This is a genomic window from Streptomyces sp. TAA204, from assembly GCF_000424965.1.
This window is the reverse complement of record NZ_AUKW01000025.1, coordinates 64806-84035: the sequence shown is the minus strand read 5'-3', so window position 1 is coordinate 84035 and position 19230 is coordinate 64806. Positions and strand designations below refer to the sequence as shown.

General features: G+C 71.6%; 20 protein-coding genes and 1 tRNA gene. 15 read left to right on the top strand and 6 right to left on the bottom strand.

Annotated features, from left to right (window positions below; genetic code table 11):
• Positions 1–211: leucine zipper domain-containing protein (locus H343_RS34515; RefSeq protein WP_028433210.1), on the bottom strand; the 211-nt coding region annotated here is incomplete at its 3' end.
• 212 nt (positions 212–423) lie between these two features.
• Here H343_RS34515 and H343_RS35040 point away from each other — a divergent pair.
• Together H343_RS35040 and H343_RS0124050 are read left to right on the top strand one after the other, a co-directional pair.
• Positions 424–678 carry a hypothetical protein gene (locus H343_RS35040; protein WP_158679609.1) on the top strand — a complete coding sequence of 85 codons (255 nt, stop codon included), beginning with the start codon at positions 424–426 and terminating at the stop codon, positions 676–678.
• 151 nt (positions 679–829) lie between these two features.
• Positions 830–1141 carry an SCO5918 family protein gene (locus tag H343_RS0124050; protein WP_028433209.1) on the top strand — a complete coding sequence of 104 codons (312 nt, stop codon included), beginning with the start codon at positions 830–832 and terminating at the stop codon, positions 1139–1141.
• A gap of 172 nt (positions 1142–1313) precedes the next feature.
• Here H343_RS0124050 and H343_RS0124045 read toward each other — a convergent pair whose 3' ends face one another.
• On the bottom strand, positions 1314–2159 hold the full coding sequence (locus H343_RS0124045; protein ID WP_037904927.1) for an alpha/beta fold hydrolase: 846 nt from the start codon (positions 2157–2159) through the stop codon (positions 1314–1316).
• Positions 2160–2229: 70 nt separating this feature from the next.
• Here H343_RS0124045 and H343_RS0124040 point away from each other — a divergent pair, with 70 nt between their 5' ends.
• Positions 2230–2826 (top strand): CGNR zinc finger domain-containing protein, encoded by a 597-nt coding sequence (locus tag H343_RS0124040; RefSeq protein ID WP_028433207.1) that lies wholly within the window; start codon positions 2230–2232, stop codon positions 2824–2826.
• A gap of 41 nt (positions 2827–2867) precedes the next feature.
• Here H343_RS0124040 and H343_RS0124035 read toward each other — a convergent pair whose 3' ends face one another.
• From H343_RS0124035 to H343_RS35390, 4 genes are all read right to left on the bottom strand, one after another.
• Entirely contained in the window at positions 2868–3080 is a 213-nt protein-coding gene (locus H343_RS0124035; protein ID WP_028433206.1) for a hypothetical protein, read from the bottom strand.
• Between the two features lie 84 nt (positions 3081–3164).
• Entirely contained in the window at positions 3165–5018 is a 1854-nt protein-coding gene (gene selB, locus H343_RS35680; protein WP_028433205.1) for a selenocysteine-specific translation elongation factor, read from the bottom strand.
• Between the two features lie 2 nt (positions 5019–5020).
• Positions 5021–6322, bottom strand: coding sequence for an L-seryl-tRNA(Sec) selenium transferase (gene selA / locus H343_RS35675; RefSeq protein ID WP_028433204.1), 1302 nt, complete (start codon positions 6320–6322; stop codon positions 5021–5023).
• A gap of 10 nt (positions 6323–6332) precedes the next feature.
• Positions 6333–6426 (bottom strand) — tRNA-Sec (locus tag H343_RS35390).
• A 129-nt stretch (positions 6427–6555) separates the two neighbouring features.
• Here H343_RS35390 and selD point away from each other — a divergent pair.
• The 12 genes from selD (at position 6556) to H343_RS0123965 (ending at position 19183) form a co-directional block, all read left to right on the top strand.
• A complete protein-coding gene (selD, locus tag H343_RS0124020; RefSeq protein WP_028433203.1) occupies positions 6556–7581 on the top strand; it encodes a selenide, water dikinase SelD in 1026 nt (341 codons plus the stop codon).
• A 91-nt stretch (positions 7582–7672) separates the two neighbouring features.
• Entirely contained in the window at positions 7673–8377 is a 705-nt protein-coding gene (locus tag H343_RS0124015) for a hypothetical protein (RefSeq protein WP_028433202.1), read from the top strand.
• Between the two features lie 4 nt (positions 8378–8381).
• Positions 8382–8936 carry a MauE/DoxX family redox-associated membrane protein gene (locus H343_RS32605; RefSeq protein ID WP_051265946.1) on the top strand — a complete coding sequence of 185 codons (555 nt, stop codon included), beginning with the start codon at positions 8382–8384 and terminating at the stop codon, positions 8934–8936.
• Positions 8924–9445, top strand: a complete 522-nt coding sequence (locus H343_RS0124005; protein ID WP_028433201.1) for a hypothetical protein — start codon at positions 8924–8926, stop codon at positions 9443–9445. The genes H343_RS32605 and H343_RS0124005 overlap by 13 nt, the downstream gene beginning before the upstream one ends.
• 92 nt (positions 9446–9537) lie before the next feature.
• Entirely contained in the window at positions 9538–10386 is an 849-nt protein-coding gene (locus tag H343_RS0124000) for a peptidoglycan-binding domain-containing protein (protein WP_486587032.1), read from the top strand.
• The gene (locus H343_RS0123995; RefSeq protein ID WP_028433199.1) at positions 10386–10568 is read left to right on the top strand and encodes a hypothetical protein; all 183 of its coding nucleotides are present in this window, start codon (positions 10386–10388) and stop codon (positions 10566–10568) included. Before H343_RS0124000 ends, H343_RS0123995 begins: the two co-directional genes overlap by 1 nt.
• Before the next feature lie 63 nt (positions 10569–10631).
• The gene (locus H343_RS32600) at positions 10632–11162 is read left to right on the top strand and encodes a hypothetical protein (RefSeq protein ID WP_051265943.1); all 531 of its coding nucleotides are present in this window, start codon (positions 10632–10634) and stop codon (positions 11160–11162) included.
• A 435-nt stretch (positions 11163–11597) separates the two neighbouring features.
• Positions 11598–12860, top strand: a complete 1263-nt coding sequence (locus H343_RS0123985) for an AMP-binding protein (protein ID WP_028433198.1) — start codon at positions 11598–11600, stop codon at positions 12858–12860.
• Positions 12857–14326 (top strand): MFS transporter, encoded by a 1470-nt coding sequence (locus H343_RS32595; protein WP_078506075.1) that lies wholly within the window; start codon positions 12857–12859, stop codon positions 14324–14326. Before H343_RS0123985 ends, H343_RS32595 begins: the two co-directional genes overlap by 4 nt.
• Positions 14323–15474, top strand: a complete 1152-nt coding sequence (locus tag H343_RS0123975; RefSeq protein WP_028433197.1) for a GNAT family N-acetyltransferase — start codon at positions 14323–14325, stop codon at positions 15472–15474. The genes H343_RS32595 and H343_RS0123975 overlap by 4 nt, the downstream gene beginning before the upstream one ends.
• On the top strand, positions 15471–16637 hold the full coding sequence (locus tag H343_RS0123970) for a LuxE/PaaK family acyltransferase (protein WP_028433196.1): 1167 nt from the start codon (positions 15471–15473) through the stop codon (positions 16635–16637). Before H343_RS0123975 ends, H343_RS0123970 begins: the two co-directional genes overlap by 4 nt.
• The gene (locus H343_RS0123965; protein WP_028433195.1) at positions 16634–19183 is read left to right on the top strand and encodes an acyl-CoA reductase; all 2550 of its coding nucleotides are present in this window, start codon (positions 16634–16636) and stop codon (positions 19181–19183) included. The genes H343_RS0123970 and H343_RS0123965 overlap by 4 nt, the downstream gene beginning before the upstream one ends.
• Positions 19184–19230 lie beyond the last annotated feature (47 nt).

Sequence of the window (19230 nt, the reverse complement as noted above, 5' to 3'; positions counted from 1 at the left end):
GAGTCCGGCGCGGGCAGCGGCCGGGACGGCAGGAGCGGTCAACCATGGCGGCCTCGCCGCCAGCCCGGTAGCGGGTCGCCCACCGCTGGGCGGTGGTGACCGAGACGTTGAACCGTTCGGCCGCCCGGCGCAAGGGCCAGCCGTCCTCGACCACACAGCGGGCCAGCCGCACACGTCCGGTCTCGGTCAGGGGTGCGTTACGGTGCGGCATGAGGGCCTCTCTGGTCGCCGGTGCAGATGTCGCAATCCACACCGAGCCAGAAGGCCCTCACCCATTTCAAGATCACCTACCGGTGATCACCGTCACCAACCTCCGTGGACAGAACACCTAGAGCCTTCGTGATCAGGAAGCTGACCGGCCTCTGCAGAAGGCACGCCTTGACGTTGGTTCAGATGCAGCCCCGATCGGCGAGCTCAACCCCCGTGCGCAGGACGCAGGCCGACGCGATGGAAGCGTTCGGACCGCATGTCGGTAAGGACATGACCATCGAGGTCGGCCCGTCCGCCGCGGACAGTGCCCGCACCGGGCACCAGCTCGTCAGCGACAACGACGGCCTGCGCACCGCCACTCAGGCCCAGGCCGCCGCAGCCCGTGGCAGTTCCGAGACCACGGACCGTGTTCAGCTGCGCGCCATCCTCGGCGACCGCGGGCCGTCCACCGCACCCGTAGCCACATGACCGAAGCCCAGTACGCGATGCACCACCGCCAACTCCCTGCCTGTCGTTGATGAACAAGTCCCAGCGCCCGGGCGTCCGCGCCGTGGGCCCGCTGAACGTCTCATCGCAGCAGAAAACCATGCCCCTTCGCTCTTCTCCTTGTGAGGCACCCATGCGCTGCATCATCGCCCGCTTCCCCTTCGACCTCACCAAGACCGGCGTCCTGGAATCGATGAAAGGCGTCAGTCCCGAGCAGGTCGTCGGCGAATCCGTGACCATCGGCCGCCGCACCTACCCCGTCAAGCAGGTCGGCCAGGTCATCACACGCCAGGACCGCCGCGATTTCAGCGCCGGCGAAGTTCTCCGGGCCATGACCCGGCTCGGCTTCACCTGCCACGGCCTTCCCCAGGCCGCCGCGCCCACGCGCGGCCTCACCCCCTTCCAAGAGGCTTCCGCGATGCTTGGAGCCCCTGAGACCGTCTGACCGACGGGCAGCCCGAGCCGCCGCCGAAGCAGCAGCGAGGGTCCGAGCGGCGCCACCGCCGACACTTCGCTCACAGCGCCCGACGCACAGGCGGGCACGCTGCACGGGGTTGCCCGGGCGCATGGGAACCGTCGTCCGGCAGGGAGGCGAAGCCCTCGCCGACGCACTGTGGTCATGGTCCCGGTGTGGACCCGAGGAAGCGGAGGAGCGCGTCCGCGACGTCTTCGGGGTTGTCCTCGGTGAGGAAGTGCCCCGCATCGGGGATCGTGACTCGCTGGGCGCCGGGTATCGCGGCAGTGAGTTCGTCGCCGGTGGCCGGGTCGAGCCACTCGTCGTTCTCACCCCAGAGGACGAGAGTTGGGATGGAGATCCGGTCCAGCTGGTCGACGACGTCAATGGTGTCTCCGAAGGTGACGGAGGAGACTTGGTCGAGCCAGCGTTCCTGACCCGCCTGCCCGGCCCAGGAGGCGAGATAGGCGTCTGCTGTGGAGTCGTCCATGGGGCGGTGGACGGCGGTGCGCAGTCGTGCGGCGATGATGTCGTTGAAGATGTGGGTCGGCATCGTGCGGTAGGCGTCCGCGTGTTGCTGCTGGTGTTCGGTGAACGGCGTGTTCCACGGGCCGAGTACCGCCGCGTCCAGGAGCGCGAGGCGGTGAACGGGGACCTGTTCGATCAGATGGGCCCGCAGCACGACACCTCCGCCGATGTCATGTCCGACCAGGCTGGGCGTGCGAAGCCCCCAGTGTTCGACGAGTTCGGCCAGGGTGCGTGCTTGCCGGGCGATCGAGGGAGAGGCTCCCGGGGCCGACCGGGAGTCGCCGAAGCCGAGTAAGTCCCATACGTGGACGGTGTGTTGGCGCGCAAGGGCCGGTATGACCCCGCGCCACAGGTATGACCACGCGGGCGTGCCGTGGACGAGGACGACCGGTGGCCCTTCTCCGAAGGTTCCGGCGGCCACCTTGCCTTGGGATACGTCGATCCGGTCAGGAAGTCCCCACTGCTGCGTCCTCATCGACATGGGCACGGTCGATCCCTCCACTGTAAGGGGTATAGTGAGTTTATCCAGTTACCGTAGCATGGAGTAAGGCGTGTACGTCACTTTCTCCGATTACAAGCTGGGGGCAGGGATGGCGAGCGACCTCGTCAACACCTCGCCCCGAGTGCGGAGGCGAACAGGAGAGGTTCTCTCGAGTCCGACAGCCCTGGGGAGGTTCCTCACCGATCACGGCATGGAGGCACATGGAGCGGCGCACGAAAGGGAGTTGGCGGACGAGGACGTGCAACAGGTGCACGCTCTCCGGCAGGAGATCCGGGACGTCCTGGAACTCGCCACCCCTGCCGAGCTGGTCGGCGCCGCGACTGCACTCGTCCGCAGAGCGGGGACCGGCCCGACGCTCTGCCGTGACAGTGCGGAACGCTGGCAGTGGTGCGTCGCCGTCTCATCCGATGCCTCGGTCGCTGACCGTATGGCCGCCGTCATCGGCACCGGACTGCTCGGCACGCTGCAAGCCCTGAACCACGACCGCTTCCGGCCGTGCAGTTCGCCCGACTGCGACGGTTTTTTCGTGGACACGAGCAAGGCCGGACGCCGCCGGTACTGCACGCCCGAGGTGTGCGGCAATCGCCTCAACGTGGCCGGCCACCGCGCCCGACGGCGAACCGGCCCGCCCGAAGACCGGACCTGACCTGCCCGTGCATCAGTCCTGTCCCCAGGTGACCGGGCTGGTCAGCGAACCTGGCCGGCCCGGGGTTGCGCACCGCCGCCGTCGGCGAGGGCGCGGATCAGCAACTGCCGGACTACTTCGCCGGTTGAGCCTTCGCTGAGCGTTCCCTTCCAGGTGTGGCAACTGTCGGTGACGGTCATGTCGGCGGCGACCGGCGCGACGACAGGGCCCGGCGAACGCCGGACACGCACCCGTTCACCACCGGCACGCAGCATCTGAGGGAACGTGAACTCGAGGGTGAGTGCCTCTCCTTGAACGGCGGCACCGGTGGAGAGGGACGGGGGGTCGGAGTCCGCCGGTCAGCCGTCCCTGAGGGTGCGGCGACCGGTGGAGTCCCGTTCGGTCACGCCCGTCCGGTCCAGGTGTTCCAGCAGCGGAACGGCCACCCGTCTGCTGGTCCCCAGCGCCCGGCAGCACTGCCCCACCGTGAACGGCCCCGGAAGGGAACGCAGTCCGGCCGCCGCCAGCTCCGCCGCGCCGGGCGGCAGGCAGACATCGCCGTAGCGGTCGAGCAGCCCCTCGCGGACCAGTGCGGCCAACGACCGGCGGGTCAGCCCGAGTTCCCGCAGACGCTGCTCCGTCGGCGCCCGGAACGGCGCGGCGCGGAAGTCGGCGTGAAGCTCCCGGGCGGCCTCTTGGAGGGGCGCAGGCAACTGGTCCGGGCCGTCCCGGCGCAACAGTCTGCCGTCGCGCACCAGCAGGTGCTCCGCTGCCAGGGCCTCGACCAGCGCGGCCTCGGGGAGGCCGAGTTGTCGCTGTGCCTCGGTCACCGGAAGTCCTGGTTCGAGGGGCTGCGCCCGGCTGTACGCCACAGCCGCGTCGTAGAGCTTCGCCCGCAGCCCGGCCGCGTGTGCGGGGTCGACGAGCCACCCCCCGGCAGTCAGCACGCCGGTGGAGGGACCGTCGGCAGTCCCCTCGCCCCGCTCCGGACGGGCCGTGGCCCCGGCGCCGGCACCGATACCGGCACCGGCACCGGTACCGGCACCGACTCCCGGCACCGTGACGCCCATCGCCCGCAGATCGTCGCGGTGGGACATGCCCAGGCGCCGAAGTTGCGCGGCCAGGCCGGTGCTCTCGGTCATCTCCGCCAGCTGCCGGGCACGGGCTGCGGCCGCGCCCCTGCGGGTCAGCTCCGGCGGAGCGACGTCCAGCACCACCGCGCCGGTCAGCAGCCGGGAACCCGGGTCACGTATCAGCAGCCGGTCGCCGATGTGCAAGTCCAGCGGTGTCCGCAGACGGAGCCGGGCGGCTCCCGGCCCCAGCGGGCGTACCCGGGCGCCGGTCATGGCCGTGCCGCAGTGGACCAGCGGTTCGGCCGGCAGCGTTGCCGCGTCCCCGGCCACCCGGACGTCCACCGTGTCCGTACGCCTCCAGCCGCCGGGAGTGACCAGGGCGTGTCCCCGTTTCACCGCCTCGCGGGGCGTGCGGCGCAGGTTGACGGCGACGCGTGCGGGTGCGGTCGCCGTGTCCGTCCCGGTGCCCAGGCACTGGAGTCCCCGTACGGTGACCGGTCTGCCCCCGGGGGCGACTTCGAGCTGGTCCCCGACGGTGAGCCGGCCGGCGGTCAGGGTGCCGGTGACGACCGTCCCCGCCCCGTCGACCGTGAACACCCGGTCGAGCCACAGCCGTACGGGGGCGTCGTCACCCCCGGGCGTGCCGACGGTCCGCAGGGCCTGGAGCCGGTGCCGCAACGTGTCGAGCCCGGTGCCCGTGCGTGCGCTCACCGGAACCGCCTCGACGGACCCGAGGCTGCTGCGGGCGAGGCGTTCCCGGGCGTCGGCCAGCGCTGCCGCCGGATCGGCGAGGTCGGAGCGGGTCACCGCCAGCAGGCCCGTGCGGACGCCGAACGCGTCGACGGCGGCGAGGTGTTCCTCGGACTGGGGCATCCAGCCCTCGTCCGCCGCGACGACGAAGAGCACCGCGGGCGCGGTGGCGACGCCGGCGAGGGTGTTGGCGATGAACCGCTGGTGGCCCGGCACGTCGACGAACGCGATCGGCTCCCCGTCGGGCAGCCGGGTCCACACGAAGCCCAGGTCGAGGGTCAGCCCGCGCCGCCGTTCCTCGCCGAGACGGTCTGGGTCCGAGCCGGTGAGGGCACGCAGCAGGGTCGACTTGCCGTGGTCGACGTGGCCCGCCGTGGCGACGACGAACACGGTCAGCGCGCCCCGGGCCGCACGGCCAGCACCGCGGCCGTCAGGGCGTCGTCGTCCCGTGGGGCAACCGCCCTCAGGTCGAGCAGCAGATCTCCACCGTGCTGCCGTCCGACCACCGCGGGCCGCCCGGTCCGCAGCGGCCGGGCCAGTTCCGGGGCGAGACGTACCGCCGCGCTCGGCAGTACGGCCTCGGGCGCTCCTCCTCCGCCGACCCGGGCCCGGGTGGCGGTGGCGGTCGCGTCGACGCCCTTGTCCCGCAGCGTGCCCGCGAGGGATTCGGCCCGGGCGAGCAGTCGTTCGGGGTCCGCGGTGAGCGCCTGTTCGACGGGCGTGGCCGGCCCGCGCAGGGTCGCTTCCAGGGCGGCCAGCGCGAGTTTGTCCACGCGCAGTGCCCTGGCCAGCGGATGCCGCCGCAGCCGGGCGACGAGAGCTTCGCTGCCCAGGACCAGGCCGGCCTGCGGGCCGCCGAGCAACTTGTCGGCGCTGGCGGTGACGAGGCCCGCGCCGGCACGCAGCGCGGAGGTCGCGTCGGGCTCGTCCGGCAGGACGGGGTGCGGCTTCAGCAGGCCGGAGCCGATGTCGTACACCACGGGCGGGCCCAGGCCCGCGAGTTCGCGCACCCCGACGGAGGAGACGAATCCGGTGGTCGCGAAGTTGGAGGGGTGCACCTTGAGGACGAACGCGGTGGACGGGCCGACCGCGGCGGCGTAGTCGGCGAGATGGGTCCGGTTGGTCGTTCCCACCTCGCGCAGCCGGGCCCCGGTGCACTCCAGCAGTTCGGGGATCCGGAACCCGTCCCCGATCTCCACGAGTTCGCCGCGGCTGATGACGATCTCCCGGCCCTGCGCCAGCGCGGTCGCCGCGAGAACCAGGGCGGCTGCGTTGTTGTTGGTGAGGTGCACGGCTCCGGCATCGGGAACCGCCGCTGCCAGAGCCGCCGTTACGCCCGCGCCGCGCCGGCCGCGCCGTCCGCCGTTGAGGTCGAACTCGACGTCGGTGCATCCCGCCGCGGCGGTCAACGCCTCCTGCGCGGCGGCGGACAGGGGCGCACGCCCGAGGTTGGTGTGTACGACGACACCGGTGGCGTTGATGACCGGCAGCAGCCGGGCAGCGGTCGGGGGCAGCATGGACAGGGCGCTCGCCGCGGCCTGCCCGGCTTCCGCACGGCCCTGGCGGACCAGTTCCAGCGCGGCAGCGACGGCCTCCCTCACCAGGGTCCTGCCCAGCCGTTCGCAGGCGGCCGCGACTGCCGGGTCCGCGAGCACGGCGTCGGTGCGGGGCACGCGTCTTCTGTGGTCGTCCATCGGATCTCCCGCGGAGGCGTACGGGAATCGAACCCGCCTGGCCGGGGTTCCCGGCCACATCGGTGTTGAAGACCGTGAGGGCCACCAGGCACCTGCCCGCCTCCGCCGCGGAGTATAGGTCCTGCGGAGCAACTCCCCGGGCCCGCCGTCCGGTCCGGCGTCCGCCTTCCGAACCGGCCCGGCCCGGCGTCCGCCTTCCGAACCGGCCGGGCCCGGCAGTAGGTTGATCTCCCATGGACGAGCCGCGCCCCCGGGGTACGCCGCGACTGACCCAGCTCGCCCATGGCGGTGGCTGTGCCTGCAAGATCCCGCCGGGTGAGCTGGATTCGCTGGTGGCGTCCTTGTCGGGCCGGCACGGCAGCGCCGTGGACCCGGCCCTGGAGCTGATGGTCGGCCTCGACGACGGTGGGGACGACGCGGCGGTGGTGCGGCTCGACGCCGAACGCGCGATCGTCACCACGGCGGACTTCTTCACACCCGTGGTCGACGACCCGTACGACTGGGGGCGTATCGCCGCGGCGAACGCGCTCTCCGACGTCTACGCGATGGGTGGGACGCCGGTCACGGCGGTCAACCTGCTCGGCTGGCCGCGTCAGGCGCTGCCGCTCGAGGCGGCGGCCCGGGTGCTGAGCGGAGGGCGGGACGTCGCGCACCGGGCCGGCTGCCATGTGGCGGGCGGGCACAGCGTCGACGACCCGGAGCCGAAGTACGGCATGTCGGTCGTCGGGGTCGTGCACCCGGACCGCATGCTGCGCCTGGACGCCGCCGTCCCCGGTCTGCCGCTGACCCTGACGAAGCCGCTGGGAACGGGCGTGCTCAACGCCCGTCACAAGGCCACCGGTTCGGTCTTTCCGGAGGCGGTCGAGACGATGGCGGCGCTCAACCGCGACGCCTCCCGGGCGGCTGTGGAGCGCGGCATCAGGTCCGGGACGGATGTGACGGGATTCGGACTGCTGGGCCACATGTACAAGCTCGCGCGTGCGGCGAAGGTGACCCTGGCCGTCGACGCGTCCGCGGTGCCCTTTCTCGCCGATGCCCGTGAGGCCGTCGCGGACGGCTTCGTCAGCGGCGGCACCCGGCGCAATCTGGAGTGGGTCTCGCCCTTCACGGACTTCGGTTCCCTCTCCGGCGAGGAACGGCTGCTGCTGGCCGACGCGCAGACCTCCGGCGGTCTGCTTCTCGCGGGAGAGCTGCCCGGGTACCCCGTCGTCGGCGAGGTCCTTCCCCCCGGCCGCCACCCGCTGGTCGTACGAGGATGAGCCGGGCCGGAGCGAGTCTTGACTGTACATTGACAATGTGACCCCCTGTCACTAGCCTCCATCCATTCGTCGCGACAGGGGGAGGGACGCCATGGCTTCGGCCGGCACCGTCGACCATCGCGCCCTCGACGGCACGGCCTACCGTCTCGCGAGCGCGCTCGATCTGAAGCTGCCCTTCACCTCCGTGGCCGAGATCGTCATCAACGGCAGGCTGGTGGAACTGACCGCCGGGCCGGCCGGACTCGGCGAGAACATCGCCGAGGCCCTCGGCGTCACCGAGTTCGAGTCGGAACTCTCCTTCCAGGGCGGGACATTGCGCACGGCGGTCAAGAGCGAGTACGACGCTCAGTCCAAGACCGTGGAAAAGCCCATGCTGGTGGTGTGGCAGGGGAAGCGGTTCTGCCTGGTGACCCGCCTGTACCGGCTGGCCGTACGCGACGTGCTCGGGATGCTGCGCACCCTCCACATCGCCGAACACGCCGAAGGCATCACCCTGACCCCGGAACGGGCCGCCGGCAGCCGGTTCGCCCGGCCGGCGAGCGTCATCAAGGAAGTCCCGGGCATCGGCCTCCTCGAGATGTCCAGGGCGACGTCCGAGCACACCGCGCAGCTCCCGCCCTGGAAGGGCGTCCAGGTCGAGGCCGGTGAGCTGTACCGCGACACCCTCTCCGACGGCCGCGACTTCTTCGTCCTGTCCGGCGCCGGATTGTGGGCGACCGTCGTCCCGCTGGCCGACACCGACGTCGAGCGGGTCCCCGCTCTGGTCGAGCGACTCACCCTGCGCATCGCGGACTGACCGCATGACGACGTTCCTGGCCCCTGTGGCAGCCGGCATCGTGCTGCTCAGTCTGCTCACCGGCTGCGCCGCCCATGTGGCCGGCCCCGGCGCGCTGCGTGACGCACTCCGCCGGCACCGGGTCCTGCCCCGCCGTGCGGTTCCCCTCGTGACCGGGGCCGTCCCGCTGGCCGAAGGGCTTTTGGGCGCCGCGGGCCTGGCCGCGGTGGCCGTGGGCAGCCGGACCGGCTTCGTGCTCGTGATGGCCGCGAGCGCGGCACTGTTCGGCACCTACGCCGGCTATGTGCGGTACGTCCTGTCCACCGGTCGCGGCGGCCCCTGCGGATGCTCCCGGACGGACATACCGGTCTCAGGCTGGGTGGCCGGCCGCGCGCTCGTCTACGCGCTCCTCGCCGCCGTAGGCGCCCTCCTGGCGGAACCGGCCGTCCAACTGCCCGCCGACCCCGCCGAACTGACGACGATCACGCTCGCGACCCTCACGTTCACCGGGTTGCTGTGGTTCCTGCCGCTCGCCCTGCACAACCCGGCTGAAGGAGAGACCGCACCGTGGACTTCGTGACCAGCGCTCTCCTCGCCTCCTGGATCGCCATCGCCCTGCTGGCCTTCGTGGTCGCGGGACTGATCCGCCAGGTCCACCAGCTCTCCAGGGCCGGGACGGACGGCCGGGGCGCACCCCCGCAACGGGCCGGCATCGAGCCCGGCCGTCCGGCACCCGGGATCGGCGAGCTGACCGGTGACGGCGGGGAGGCCGTGCTCCTCTTCCTCAGCGACACCTGCCACACCTGCGAGAAGGTCCTGTCGGCAGCGCGGGACTGGGCCGAGCGGAATGAGGGCGGCCCCGCGGTACGGGCCGTCTACGCCGAACCGGCGGTCACCGCCACCGACTCCGTCATACCGGTTCTGGCCGGCCGCGCGGACCTCTTCGAGGCGTACGACGCCGTCGCGACCCCGTACGCCGTGATCGTCGACACCGCAGGACGCGTGGCACGTTCGGAGCCGGTGGGTTCTCCCTCGGCGCTGCTGGAGTTGCTGGAACACGATCTTCCCGGCCAGGTCAGGAGCTCATGATGCCCACCCTTGACGACATCCCGATGCTGCGCCGGCCGGATGCCGCGTCCGCGTCCGCCCCCGCTCCACGGCCCCGGGGAGCAGCCGGCCGCATGCGCGCTCCGGTGGGATTCGCCCTGCCGCGGCGCCGCTTCGTCCAGGCCGCGACCGCGGTCGGATTCGCAGCTCTCGGCGTCTTCTCGATGACCCGCGAGGCGTACGCCGACGGGTACGACATCTGGACCGGCGAATGCCCCTCGTACGCCTCCGACCACGACTGCTCGCCGGGCTGCGGCCCGAGCACAGTGTTCGCGGAGTCCTGCGTCGAGAGCGGCGAGCATCTCGGCTTCCACAAGAACGACGGCGTGACCTGGACGCTCCGCCCCAACCAGTGCTACTCGGGCACCTACGACGGCTGGCTGTGGCGGTTCACCGGCCCGTGCGGCAGCTGCGGCTGCGGCATCGAGCGCCGCTGCCACGACGGTTACCGCAGCACGGAGTCCGGATGGGTACGCTCCATCTGCCGCTACACCACGGACTGCGGCTGCCCCGGCAGTGTCACCTGGCCGGACGTCGCGAACGGCGCCAAGGGCCCGGACGTCTTCACGGTGCAGCACCTGCTCACCCAGGGAGGCTTCACGACCGACGCCGACGGAATCTTCGGCGCGGCCACCGAGGCCCAGGTCAAGGCGTTCCAGCTCGCCGCGGGGCTCGAGGGCTCCGGCACGGTGGACGCCGCCACCTGGCCCGAGCTGGCGGTGACCGTCCGCAGCGGTGACAACAACCACGCGGTGCGCGGAGCGCAGCAGCAACTGAACAAGCACGGCTACGACGTGGCCGTCGACGGTGTCTTCGGTGCGGCCACCGAGGCAGGTGTCACCAAGTTCCAGACCCGGCACGAGATCGACGCCGACGGCATCGTCGGACCGGTGACCTGGCGCACGATGACGGGCTCCGCCTGATGCCGGGCCCTCCGGCGCGCCCCTCCGACACCGCCGGAGCCTGGCGCCGGCGGCTGACCGACCCCATGGTGGCGACTGCCGTGATGGCTCTGGCAGCCGTCTGCGCGGCTCTGTACTCACCCACCCTCACCTGGGCGGTCACCGGCGGTCTGGCGGGTTTCTCGCTCTCCGGCTCCGTTTGAACGCGCAACAGCGCCTACGCGCTGGCCACGCCAGGTTGGCGGGCACTTCACAGACAGGCCACAGTGCTGGCCGTTCTCACCGCGGGTCTGATCCTCGGCGCTCTGCTGTCGGCCATGGTGCTCTGGCTGCTCTCCGGTCTCCTCTCGCCGCTCCCGCCGGAGTTGCGGCACGGGGCGATCGTCGTGGCGGCCGTGCTGGCTCTGCTGCGTGACACGGGAGTCCTCCGGTTCCCGATGCCGCAGAACGCCCGGCAGATCCCCCAGGACGTCCTCCAGCGCGATCTCATGCGCGGCACACTCCAGTTCGGCTTCGAACTCGGCACGGGTGTGCGCACCTACGTGTCGGCCAGCGCGCCGTACGTGATCGCCCTCGGCGTGCTGCTCACGGGAGGCACGGCCGTGACGGCGGTCGCCGCGGGCATCGGCTTCGGCCTGGGGCGGGCCCTGTCACCGGTGGCGCGACTGGCCTCGGGCGACGTCGGGGGCTGGGACGTCCGTCTGGCGGGCCGGCTGGTGCCGATGAACGTGACGGTCTGCGTGGCGACAGCAGTGGCATTCGCGGTGACGGGGTGGACCACGGTCCGGGGCGGCTGACCGGCGGCGAGGGACGCCTTACCCGCGTCCGGAGAGAAGGACGTGACCGTAGGGGAGCGAGCGGGCAGGGGCCTGGGGCCACAACGATGGTGAGATGCTGTCGGGCATTGTCCGCCGCTGTCCTGATAATTCCTCGGCCATGAGATGTAACTCACCGTCGCAGCGCGGTGCGCGGTGTAATCGGCGTGTGGAGGCGGTGTTATCGTCGAGTGTCGGCGCAAGCTTCAAGTGGTAAGTAGCGAGCCCGAGTTGACCGGAGCAGAAGAGAGGCTTCCGCTCAGGGTCTTCGAGAGGAATTCCGGCCGCCCGTGAAAGTTCCGGGAGCAGCCGTAGAAACACTGCACTGCCTGACCAGCAGCTGAACCACACCAGACCTCAGCGGTGTCCGCTCTTCCGGGACGCCGTTCTCCTTCGCATGCCGCAAAGCAGGAGACTATGCCTGTTAAATCACTCGCGGAACTCGTACGATTCGTCCGCCGCAATTCGCCCTTCTACGCAGCGCTCTATTCCGGTCTGCCCGATCGCGCAGAGGATCTGACCGAACTCCCGGTCATACCCCAGACCGAGTTCTGGAAGGCCAACACCCCCCGCGGGAACACACTGCTCACCGGCCCGCTCGACGAGGCAGTGGTGTTCAAGAGCGGTGGGACCACCGGTGCGCCGAAGTTCTCCTTCTACACCCGGGAAGAATGGCGCGAATTCACCACGACTTTCGGCGCCGGGCTGGTCGAGGCCGGGCTGCGGCCCGGTCAGCGGGTCGCCGACCTCTTCTACACGGGCGACCTCTACGCCAGCTTCAGCTTCATCCTGGACGCACTGCACCGGGCCCCGGTCTCCAACGTCCGCCTTCCGATCGGCGGCGCCGCGCCCCTGGCCTCGACCGTCGAGACGCTCGAGCAGTTCGACGTCGAGGTGATCGCCGGAGCCCCGACGACTCTGTGCTCCCTCGCCGAGTACCTGCGGGCCGGCAGTCGCCAACTGCCCAGCGTGACCACACTTTTCTTCGGCGGCGAGAGCATCTTCAACGACCAGCAGCGCCTGTTGGAGACGGCCTTCCCCAACGCCCGTGTGGCCTCCATCGGCTACGCCGCGGTGGACGCCGGACTCGTGGGCGCTGCTGTGCCGGGGGGCGACCCGCGGATGCACCGCGCCTTCACTCCGCACACCGTGGTGGAGATCCTCGACGAGGACAGCGGCGAACCCGTCACCCGTGCCGGCGTCCCCGGCCGCGTCGTCGTCACGGATCTGCGACGGCGTCTGATGCCGGTCCTGCGCTACCCCGTCGGTGACCGCGCCGAGTGGACCTGCACCGCGTCCGGACACTTCCGCATTCTCGGGCGCGCCGAAGAGGGAGTCCGCGTCGGCGCGGTGGCCCTGCACACCCAGGACGTGCACGATCTGGTGCGATCGGTCGACCCCGCGGGCCGCATCACCGGTGTGCAACTGGTGGTGCGCCGCTGGGAGGACCGCGACGGGCTGACGCTGCGCCTCGGCTCCGACCTCCGGGACGAGGAGCTGCCCGAACTCACCGCAGCCGTGCACAAGGCGTTTCTGGCGGCCCGTCCCATGTACGAGTCCGCGGTCGCCGCCCGGCACGTCCACCCGATGGCCGTGGAGTGGGTGCGGCACGCCGACCTCGCCGTCAACTCCCGCTCGGGGAAGCTGATTCGGGTCATCGACGAACGTCCGCACGCATGACCGCTGTGAAGGGGCGCCGCGGGCGAGCGCCCATCGTCCTGCGCAACCCCGCCTTCTGCGCCGTATGGATCGCCCAGGTCCTCACCCAGGCATCGGCCCGGATGTTCCAGGTCGGCATCGTCTGGTGGCTCGTCCAGTACGCCGCCGGGTCCGAACCGGGCCTCGCCTCGGGCGCGTTCCTCGCCGTGAGCACGCTCCCCGCGGTCGCTCTGGCGCCCGTGGTCGCCGCCGTCATCGCCCGCAACCCCTACCGGTCCGTCATGGCCTCGGCGGCCGCCGGGGCCGGACTGGTCGCCGCGTGCACCGCGGCGTGGGCGTTCACGACTCCGCTGCCGACGGGCGTCGCCTACGGCGCGGCCCTGCTCCTGGCGGGCTGCCAGGCCCTGTTCGACCCCTGTCTGACCACCTCCGTGCCGGAACTCGTCGACGACGCCGACATCGAGGCGGCGACCGGATTCGAGCTGGCCACGCAGTCCCTGGCGGGGCTGGCCGGCGGCCTCCTCGGACCGCTCGTGGTCGACGCCTGGGGGCTGCCGGGCATCGTCACCGGATGCGCCGGCGCGTATCTCCTGGCCGCCGGACTGATCGGCGTCACACGCTTCCCCGGAACGGCGCCCCGCGGAACGGGAGCCGCGGGGACGCGAGGCGCAGCAGGGGCGGCACAGTCCGCGCAGGGGCCGGCACCGGGCAGCGGGCGGTCTGCCGCCCCGCGCCGTACGCTGCGGCAGATACTCACCGAACTGCCGTACATACGGCGGGTGTTGCTCAGTTTCGCCGCGGCGAACGTCTTCACCACGGCCGTCTTCGTCGTCATGCCTCTCTACACGGCCTCCGTGCTGCGTGCCGACGGTTCGACTGTGGCGCTGCTGGAGGCGTCGCTCGGCGTCGGCACCCTCGCCGGCGCGTTCATGGGCGGGCGGCTGCCGGGACGCCCGACCACGGTCGGCGCCCTCTGCCTGGGATCGATGGCGGTCTCGTTCGCCCTTCCGGGCCTGATCGCGGACCGGACCGTCTACGCGGCGGCCATGGTCGTCGCGGGATGGTGCGTGGGTGCCGTCGGCGTACGGTTCGTGGCCCTCTTCCAGCGGCTCGTACCGCCCGCCGACAAGCCGGGCTTCTTCGCGGTCATGCAGTCGCTGCTCGGAGCCACCTTCCCCCTCGCCTCCCTGCTGTTCGGCGTCCTGGGCGACCAGATCTCGCCGCAGACCCTCTGCCTGGTCCAGGCGATGGGCCTGGTGCCTGTGGCCCTCGTCCTGTGGTGGACGGGCACCCTCGGGGACGCCGCCGGTGAACGGACGGACTCACCCGGTCCCGGGACGGCGGCAGTTGCTGAGGAGCGGCACCCGTGTGCTCCGGGCTCCGGCGAGTCGTCGTCCGGGCAGGTCCTCATGCACGTCACGCCGGACACGGCGACCGCCACCGTGGCTGCCACCGCCACCGCCACCGCTGAGGGAGGAGCACGATGACAGTCACGATCACCCCCGCAGTCCTCCAGGACGTCGCGGAACTGCGGCAGTTGTACTTCGAGGTCTACGGCCACGGCTATCCGGTGCCGCTCGGCAGCGACCCCGCCGAGATGCGGCGGCTCATCACCGATCCGCACACCCACTGGCTGGTGGCACGCAAGCCCGGCACCGGGGAACTGGCCGGCTCCGTGGTCGTGCAGACCGACCCCGGGAGCCGGATCGGCAAACTTCTCGGACTCGTCGTCCACCCCGTCCACCGCGAGGGCGGGCTGGCCGGCCGGCTGACCGGAGCGGTGTGCGACGGCGCCCTTGCCACCGGCTGTCTCGACTCGATCTACACAACGGTGCGGGTGGTGACCGAAGGCCCCCAGCACATCGTGGTGCGCAACGGATTCCGCCCGCTGGGGCTGATGCCCAACGCCGTCGAAGTGGCGGGTTGCGAAAGCCTCGCCCTCTTCGCCCGCTTCGCCGACGACGTACTGGTCCACCGTGAGCATGTGCCGTGCGTGCCCGCCCCGCTGGCTCCGCTCCTCACCGCCGCGGAGGAGACCTCGGGCATCGACTACGCGAGCGTCCGGCCCATCGAGGCGACCGGCACCGGCCTGCTGTCCGGGCCGGTCGTGCCCTCCAGCACCGCCATGGAGACCATCACCGCCGGCTCCTTCGTCCACCGGCGTTTCCTTGAGCAGTTCCCCGACCCGGCGGGACGCTTCTTCCCGCTGCACTCCCCGAACGCGATCCTCACCCCGCAGAACGGCGAGTTCGAGGCGTACGCCGATCTGGACCCGGTCACCGGAAGCTGCTCCCTCATCGCGGTGCACCCCGGCCCCGCCGCCATGGCGCACTCCCTGGAACCACTGATGCGCGCGGTCACCCGTACCGGCGTGGACTACGTCGAGACGCTGCTGCCCCTCTCCGACACCGCGGGGCTCAGCGCCTTCCTGGCCGCGGGATTCGTGCCCAGCGCGCTCTATCCGGCCATGCGCCGCCTCGGCGACCGCTTCCACGACTACGTCGTGCTCTCCCGGACCAACCGCCAGATCGACTTCCGCACCGCCGCCGTCAGTTCGCCGGTGCAGCCGTATCTGAGCGCGTATCTGAGGGCCTGGACCGCGACGTACCTTCCACTCCACGAGGTTGTCTCTTGAACCCCCATCTGCTTCCCGCCGAGGTCCCCGACCCGGCGTCCCTCCCGCACGTCCAGCAACTGTGCGACCTCGCCGCACCCTACGAGCAGGGCCCAGAAACCGACGCCCTCTTCGCCGCCGCGATGGCCGAGACCAACGCGTGGCATGCCGAACGCTCCGAGTTCTTCCGGTCGTTGCTGGGCGACGAGCCCGAGACGCCTGCCCCCGGCGTGGGCGGGGACGTCCGCGCGCCGCTGGTGCACGCCAACTTCTTCAAGCGCCACGAGGTGCTCTCCGTCCCCCGGGACGAGGTCTTTCTGCACCTCACCTCCTCCGGCACCACCGGTCAGAAGTCGCAGATGTTCTTCGACGAGTGGACCATCCGCTCCGCCCAGCGCATGGTGGCCCGCGTCTTCGACCACTACGGGTGGATCACCCCGGACCAGCCCGTCAACTACCTGCTCTACAGCTACGAGCCCGCACCCGACCTGAAGCTGGGCACCTCCTTCACCGACAACTACCTGTGCGACTTCGCGCCCGCCAAGGACGTCACCCACGCCCTGCGCCACACCGGAACGGGGCACGAGTTCGACGTGCGCGGCTGCATCGAGGCCCTCCAGCGGTACGCCGAGGAGGGACTGCCGGTACGCATCCTCGGCTTCCCGGCCTTCCTCCACTTCACCCTGGAGCGGATGCGTTCGCTGGGCATCCCGCCGGTGCAGCTGCCGCCCGGCTCGCTCGTCGTGCTCGGCGGTGGCTGGAAGGGCCACGCCGACCGCCAGATCGGCAAGGACGCCTTCTACTCGGAGGTCACCGAGCAGCTGGGCATCCCCTCCGAGCGGATCCGCGACACCTTCGGCTCCGTCGAGCACTGCGTGCCCTACGTCGAGTGCGAACGGCACCGGCTGCACGTCCCGGTCTGGTCCCGTGCCGCCGTACGCGACACCGCCACCCTGAAGCCGCTTCCGCACGGCGAGCGCGGCTACCTGCACCTCGTCTCCCCGTACATCACCTCCGTCCCGGCGCAGAGCGTGCTCATGGGCGACCTCGCCTCGCTGCACCCCGGCGAGGAGTGCGGCTGCGCCCAGCCGACCGACTGGTTCACCGTCCACGGCCGGGCCGGAGTGAGCCGCAACCGCAGCTGTGCGGTGGCCGCCGCCGAACTTCTGAAGGGAATGTCATGACCAGCGCACCGACCGCCGGGGCGACCAGCGGACTCCACCTGTGGCAGGGCACGTTCATCGACGACGCGAAGGCCACCGAGCTCCTCGCCGGCCTGCCCGCCCTCACCGAGCGCACGATGACGGAGCAGCTTCCCACCGACGTCGTGCTGTCCGCCTGCGACCGGCTCGCCGAGGCACTGGGCACCCCCGGCGACCCGGTGTACGCCCGGCTGACGGACTGCCTCACCGACGGCGGTACCGATGAGGAGCAGGCGGCGTCCCTGCTCGCCGAGTTGGCCGGAGCGCTGCGTCGCCCGGCGCTGGAGCGCAAGCTCCGCCGCGAACTCGGCGGACTCCACCCGGAGCGGCTGACCCGGCCCGACGCTCGGGAGACCGTCTACGAGGCGTGGGCGCCGGTCGGCCTCGTCGTGCACATCGCACCGGGCAACGCGGCCGGCGTTGCTCCGCTGAGCGTCGTCGAGGGACTGCTGACCGGCAACCTCAACGTGCTGAAGACGAGCAGCTCCGACACGCCGCTCGCCCCGCGGCTGCTCGCCGAACTCGGCGCCGCCGACGAGACCGGCCTTCTCGCGCGCCGGATCATCGCCCTGAACTTCCCCTCCAGCCGCCGCGCCTGGCTGGAGCCCCTGTGCGCCGCCGCCGACGCGATCGCCGTCTGGGGCGGCGAGGACGCGGTGGCCGGCGTCGCCGAACTCACGCCGCCCGGCTGCCGGCTGGTCGAGTGGGGTCACAAGATCTCCTTCGCGTACCTGACCCGCGATGCCTGGAGCGACCCCGCCGTCCAGTCCGCGCTCGCCGAGGACGTCTGCCTCCTGGACCAGCAGGCCTGCTCCAGCCCGCAGGTCGTCTACCTCGACACCGACTCCCGTGAGGAGGTCTTCGCCTTCGCGGACAGCTTCGCGGAGCGGCTCGCCCAGGTCTCCGGCAAGACGCCGCCCACCCCGCTCGACGTCGCCGAGCACGCCGAGGTCACCAACACCGAACTCGTCGCCCGCCTCGAAGCGCACCTCGGCCTGACCCGGGTCGTCGCGGCCGACGACGGCTCCTGGCGCGTCCTGGCCGACACCCGGCCCGCCATGACCGCCTCACCGCTGCACCGCAGCGTCTGGGTCAAGCCGCTGCCCCGTGCGGACGTGGCCGCCACCCTGCGACCCATGCGGCGCTACCTCCAGACCGCGGCGATCGCCGGCAGCCGCACGGACGTGGCGCAGCTCGCCCGCTCCGTCGTCTCCGCGGGCGTCACGCGAGTGACCCCGGTGGGCGCCATGCTCGACGCCTACGACGGCGAACCCCACGACGGCGTCTACGCGTTGCAGCGGTACAGCAGGCGGGTCGCCGTCCAGGCCGACCGGCGCTTCACCGCCACCTCCTGCCTGGACGCCCTGGTGGCTCCGCCCGTCCAGCCGGCCCCGCCCACCGGGCCGCTGCTCGACAAGCCGGGCGTGCAGGAGCAGTTGCGCGGCCTGGCCCCCGAACACGCCCACCTGTACTTCCGCAGCGGCGGCAGCACGGGGGCGCCCGCCCTCTCCGTCTTCACCAACACCGACTACGACACCCAGATGCGGGCCGCCGCGAACGGCCTGCTCGACTCCGGGTTCGACCCGGCGCGCGACCGCGCCGCCAACCTCTTCTACAGCGGCAGTCTGTACGGCAGCTTCATCAGCTTCTTCTCCATCCTGGAGCGGCTGAACGCCACCCAGATCCCGCTCACCGCGGGCGACGACCTCGCCGCGGTCGCGGAAGCCCTGGTGGACTACCGGGCCGACACCCTCTTCGGCATGCCCTCCTACCTCTGGCAGCTCTTCCACACCCAGGGCGAGACCCTGCGCACCTACGGCGGGGTGCGGAAGGTGTACTACGGGGGCGAGCACTTCACCGTCGAGCAACGCCGCGTGCTGACCGAGGACTTCGGCGTCGAGGTGATCCGGTCGGCCGCCTACGGCAGCACCGACCTCGGGCCGCTGGCCTACCAGTGCGAGCACGCCGGCGGCTCCGTCCATCACGTGCTGACCGACCTGCACACCCTGGAGATCCTCGACCTGGAGGAGGACCGGCCGGTACGGGCCGGTGAACAGGGGCGGCTGGTCTTCACCAGCCGGGCCCGGTCCGGGCAGCGGCTCGAGCGCTACCAGATCGGTGACATCGGCCGGGCGCTGGACGGGGTGTGCCCCTGCGGCAGCCGCGCTCCCCGGATCGAACTCCTCGGCCGGCACGGCGATGTGGCACGCGTCGGCGCGTACTCCTACCACTACCGGCGCTTCGTCCAGGCCGCCGAGACGCACCTGGACTACCGAGGAGAACTCCAGATCGTCCTCACCTCGGAGGCGGCACGGGAGCGGCTCACCGTCCGGCTCGACGAGCGCTACGCACCGGCGGCCGACTCCGCCCGGGCCGCCTTCCTGGCGGAGGTCCCGGGCCTGCGCTCCGCGGTCGAGGAGGAGGACCTCCTCACCTGCTCGATCGAGATCGCCGACGGGGCCACGTTCGAACGGACCCCGGCCAGCGGCAAGTTGCGCACGTTCGTGGACCGGCGCCGGACGGGCTGACGTTCAGCGGCGGGACGCGCCGCACCGGAAGCCCGGCCGACCCGTCG

Bases quoted from the DNA above. Each gene is read 5' to 3' on its own strand.
- H343_RS0124050 (WP_028433209.1), top strand. From the start codon at position 830: ATGCGCTGCATCATCGCCCGCTTCCCCTTCGACCTCACCAAGACCGGC.
- H343_RS0124045 (WP_037904927.1), bottom strand. From the start codon at position 2,159: ATGTCGATGAGGACGCAGCAGTGGGGACTTCCTGACCGGATCGACGTA.
- H343_RS0124035 (WP_028433206.1), bottom strand. From the start codon at position 3,080: ATGCTGCGTGCCGGTGGTGAACGGGTGCGTGTCCGGCGTTCGCCGGGC.
- selA (WP_028433204.1), bottom strand. From the start codon at position 6,322: ATGGACGACCACAGAAGACGCGTGCCCCGCACCGACGCCGTGCTCGCG.
- selD (WP_028433203.1), top strand. From the start codon at position 6,556: ATGGACGAGCCGCGCCCCCGGGGTACGCCGCGACTGACCCAGCTCGCC.
- H343_RS0124015 (WP_028433202.1), top strand. From the start codon at position 7,673: ATGGCTTCGGCCGGCACCGTCGACCATCGCGCCCTCGACGGCACGGCC.
- H343_RS32605 (WP_051265946.1), top strand. From the start codon at position 8,382: ATGACGACGTTCCTGGCCCCTGTGGCAGCCGGCATCGTGCTGCTCAGT.
- H343_RS0124000 (WP_486587032.1), top strand. From the start codon at position 9,538: ATGCGCGCTCCGGTGGGATTCGCCCTGCCGCGGCGCCGCTTCGTCCAG.
- H343_RS0123995 (WP_028433199.1), top strand. From the start codon at position 10,386: ATGCCGGGCCCTCCGGCGCGCCCCTCCGACACCGCCGGAGCCTGGCGC.
- H343_RS0123985 (WP_028433198.1), top strand. From the start codon at position 11,598: ATGCCTGTTAAATCACTCGCGGAACTCGTACGATTCGTCCGCCGCAAT.
- H343_RS32595 (WP_078506075.1), top strand. From the start codon at position 12,857: ATGACCGCTGTGAAGGGGCGCCGCGGGCGAGCGCCCATCGTCCTGCGC.
- H343_RS0123975 (WP_028433197.1), top strand. From the start codon at position 14,323: ATGACAGTCACGATCACCCCCGCAGTCCTCCAGGACGTCGCGGAACTG.
- H343_RS0123965 (WP_028433195.1), top strand. From the start codon at position 16,634: ATGACCAGCGCACCGACCGCCGGGGCGACCAGCGGACTCCACCTGTGG.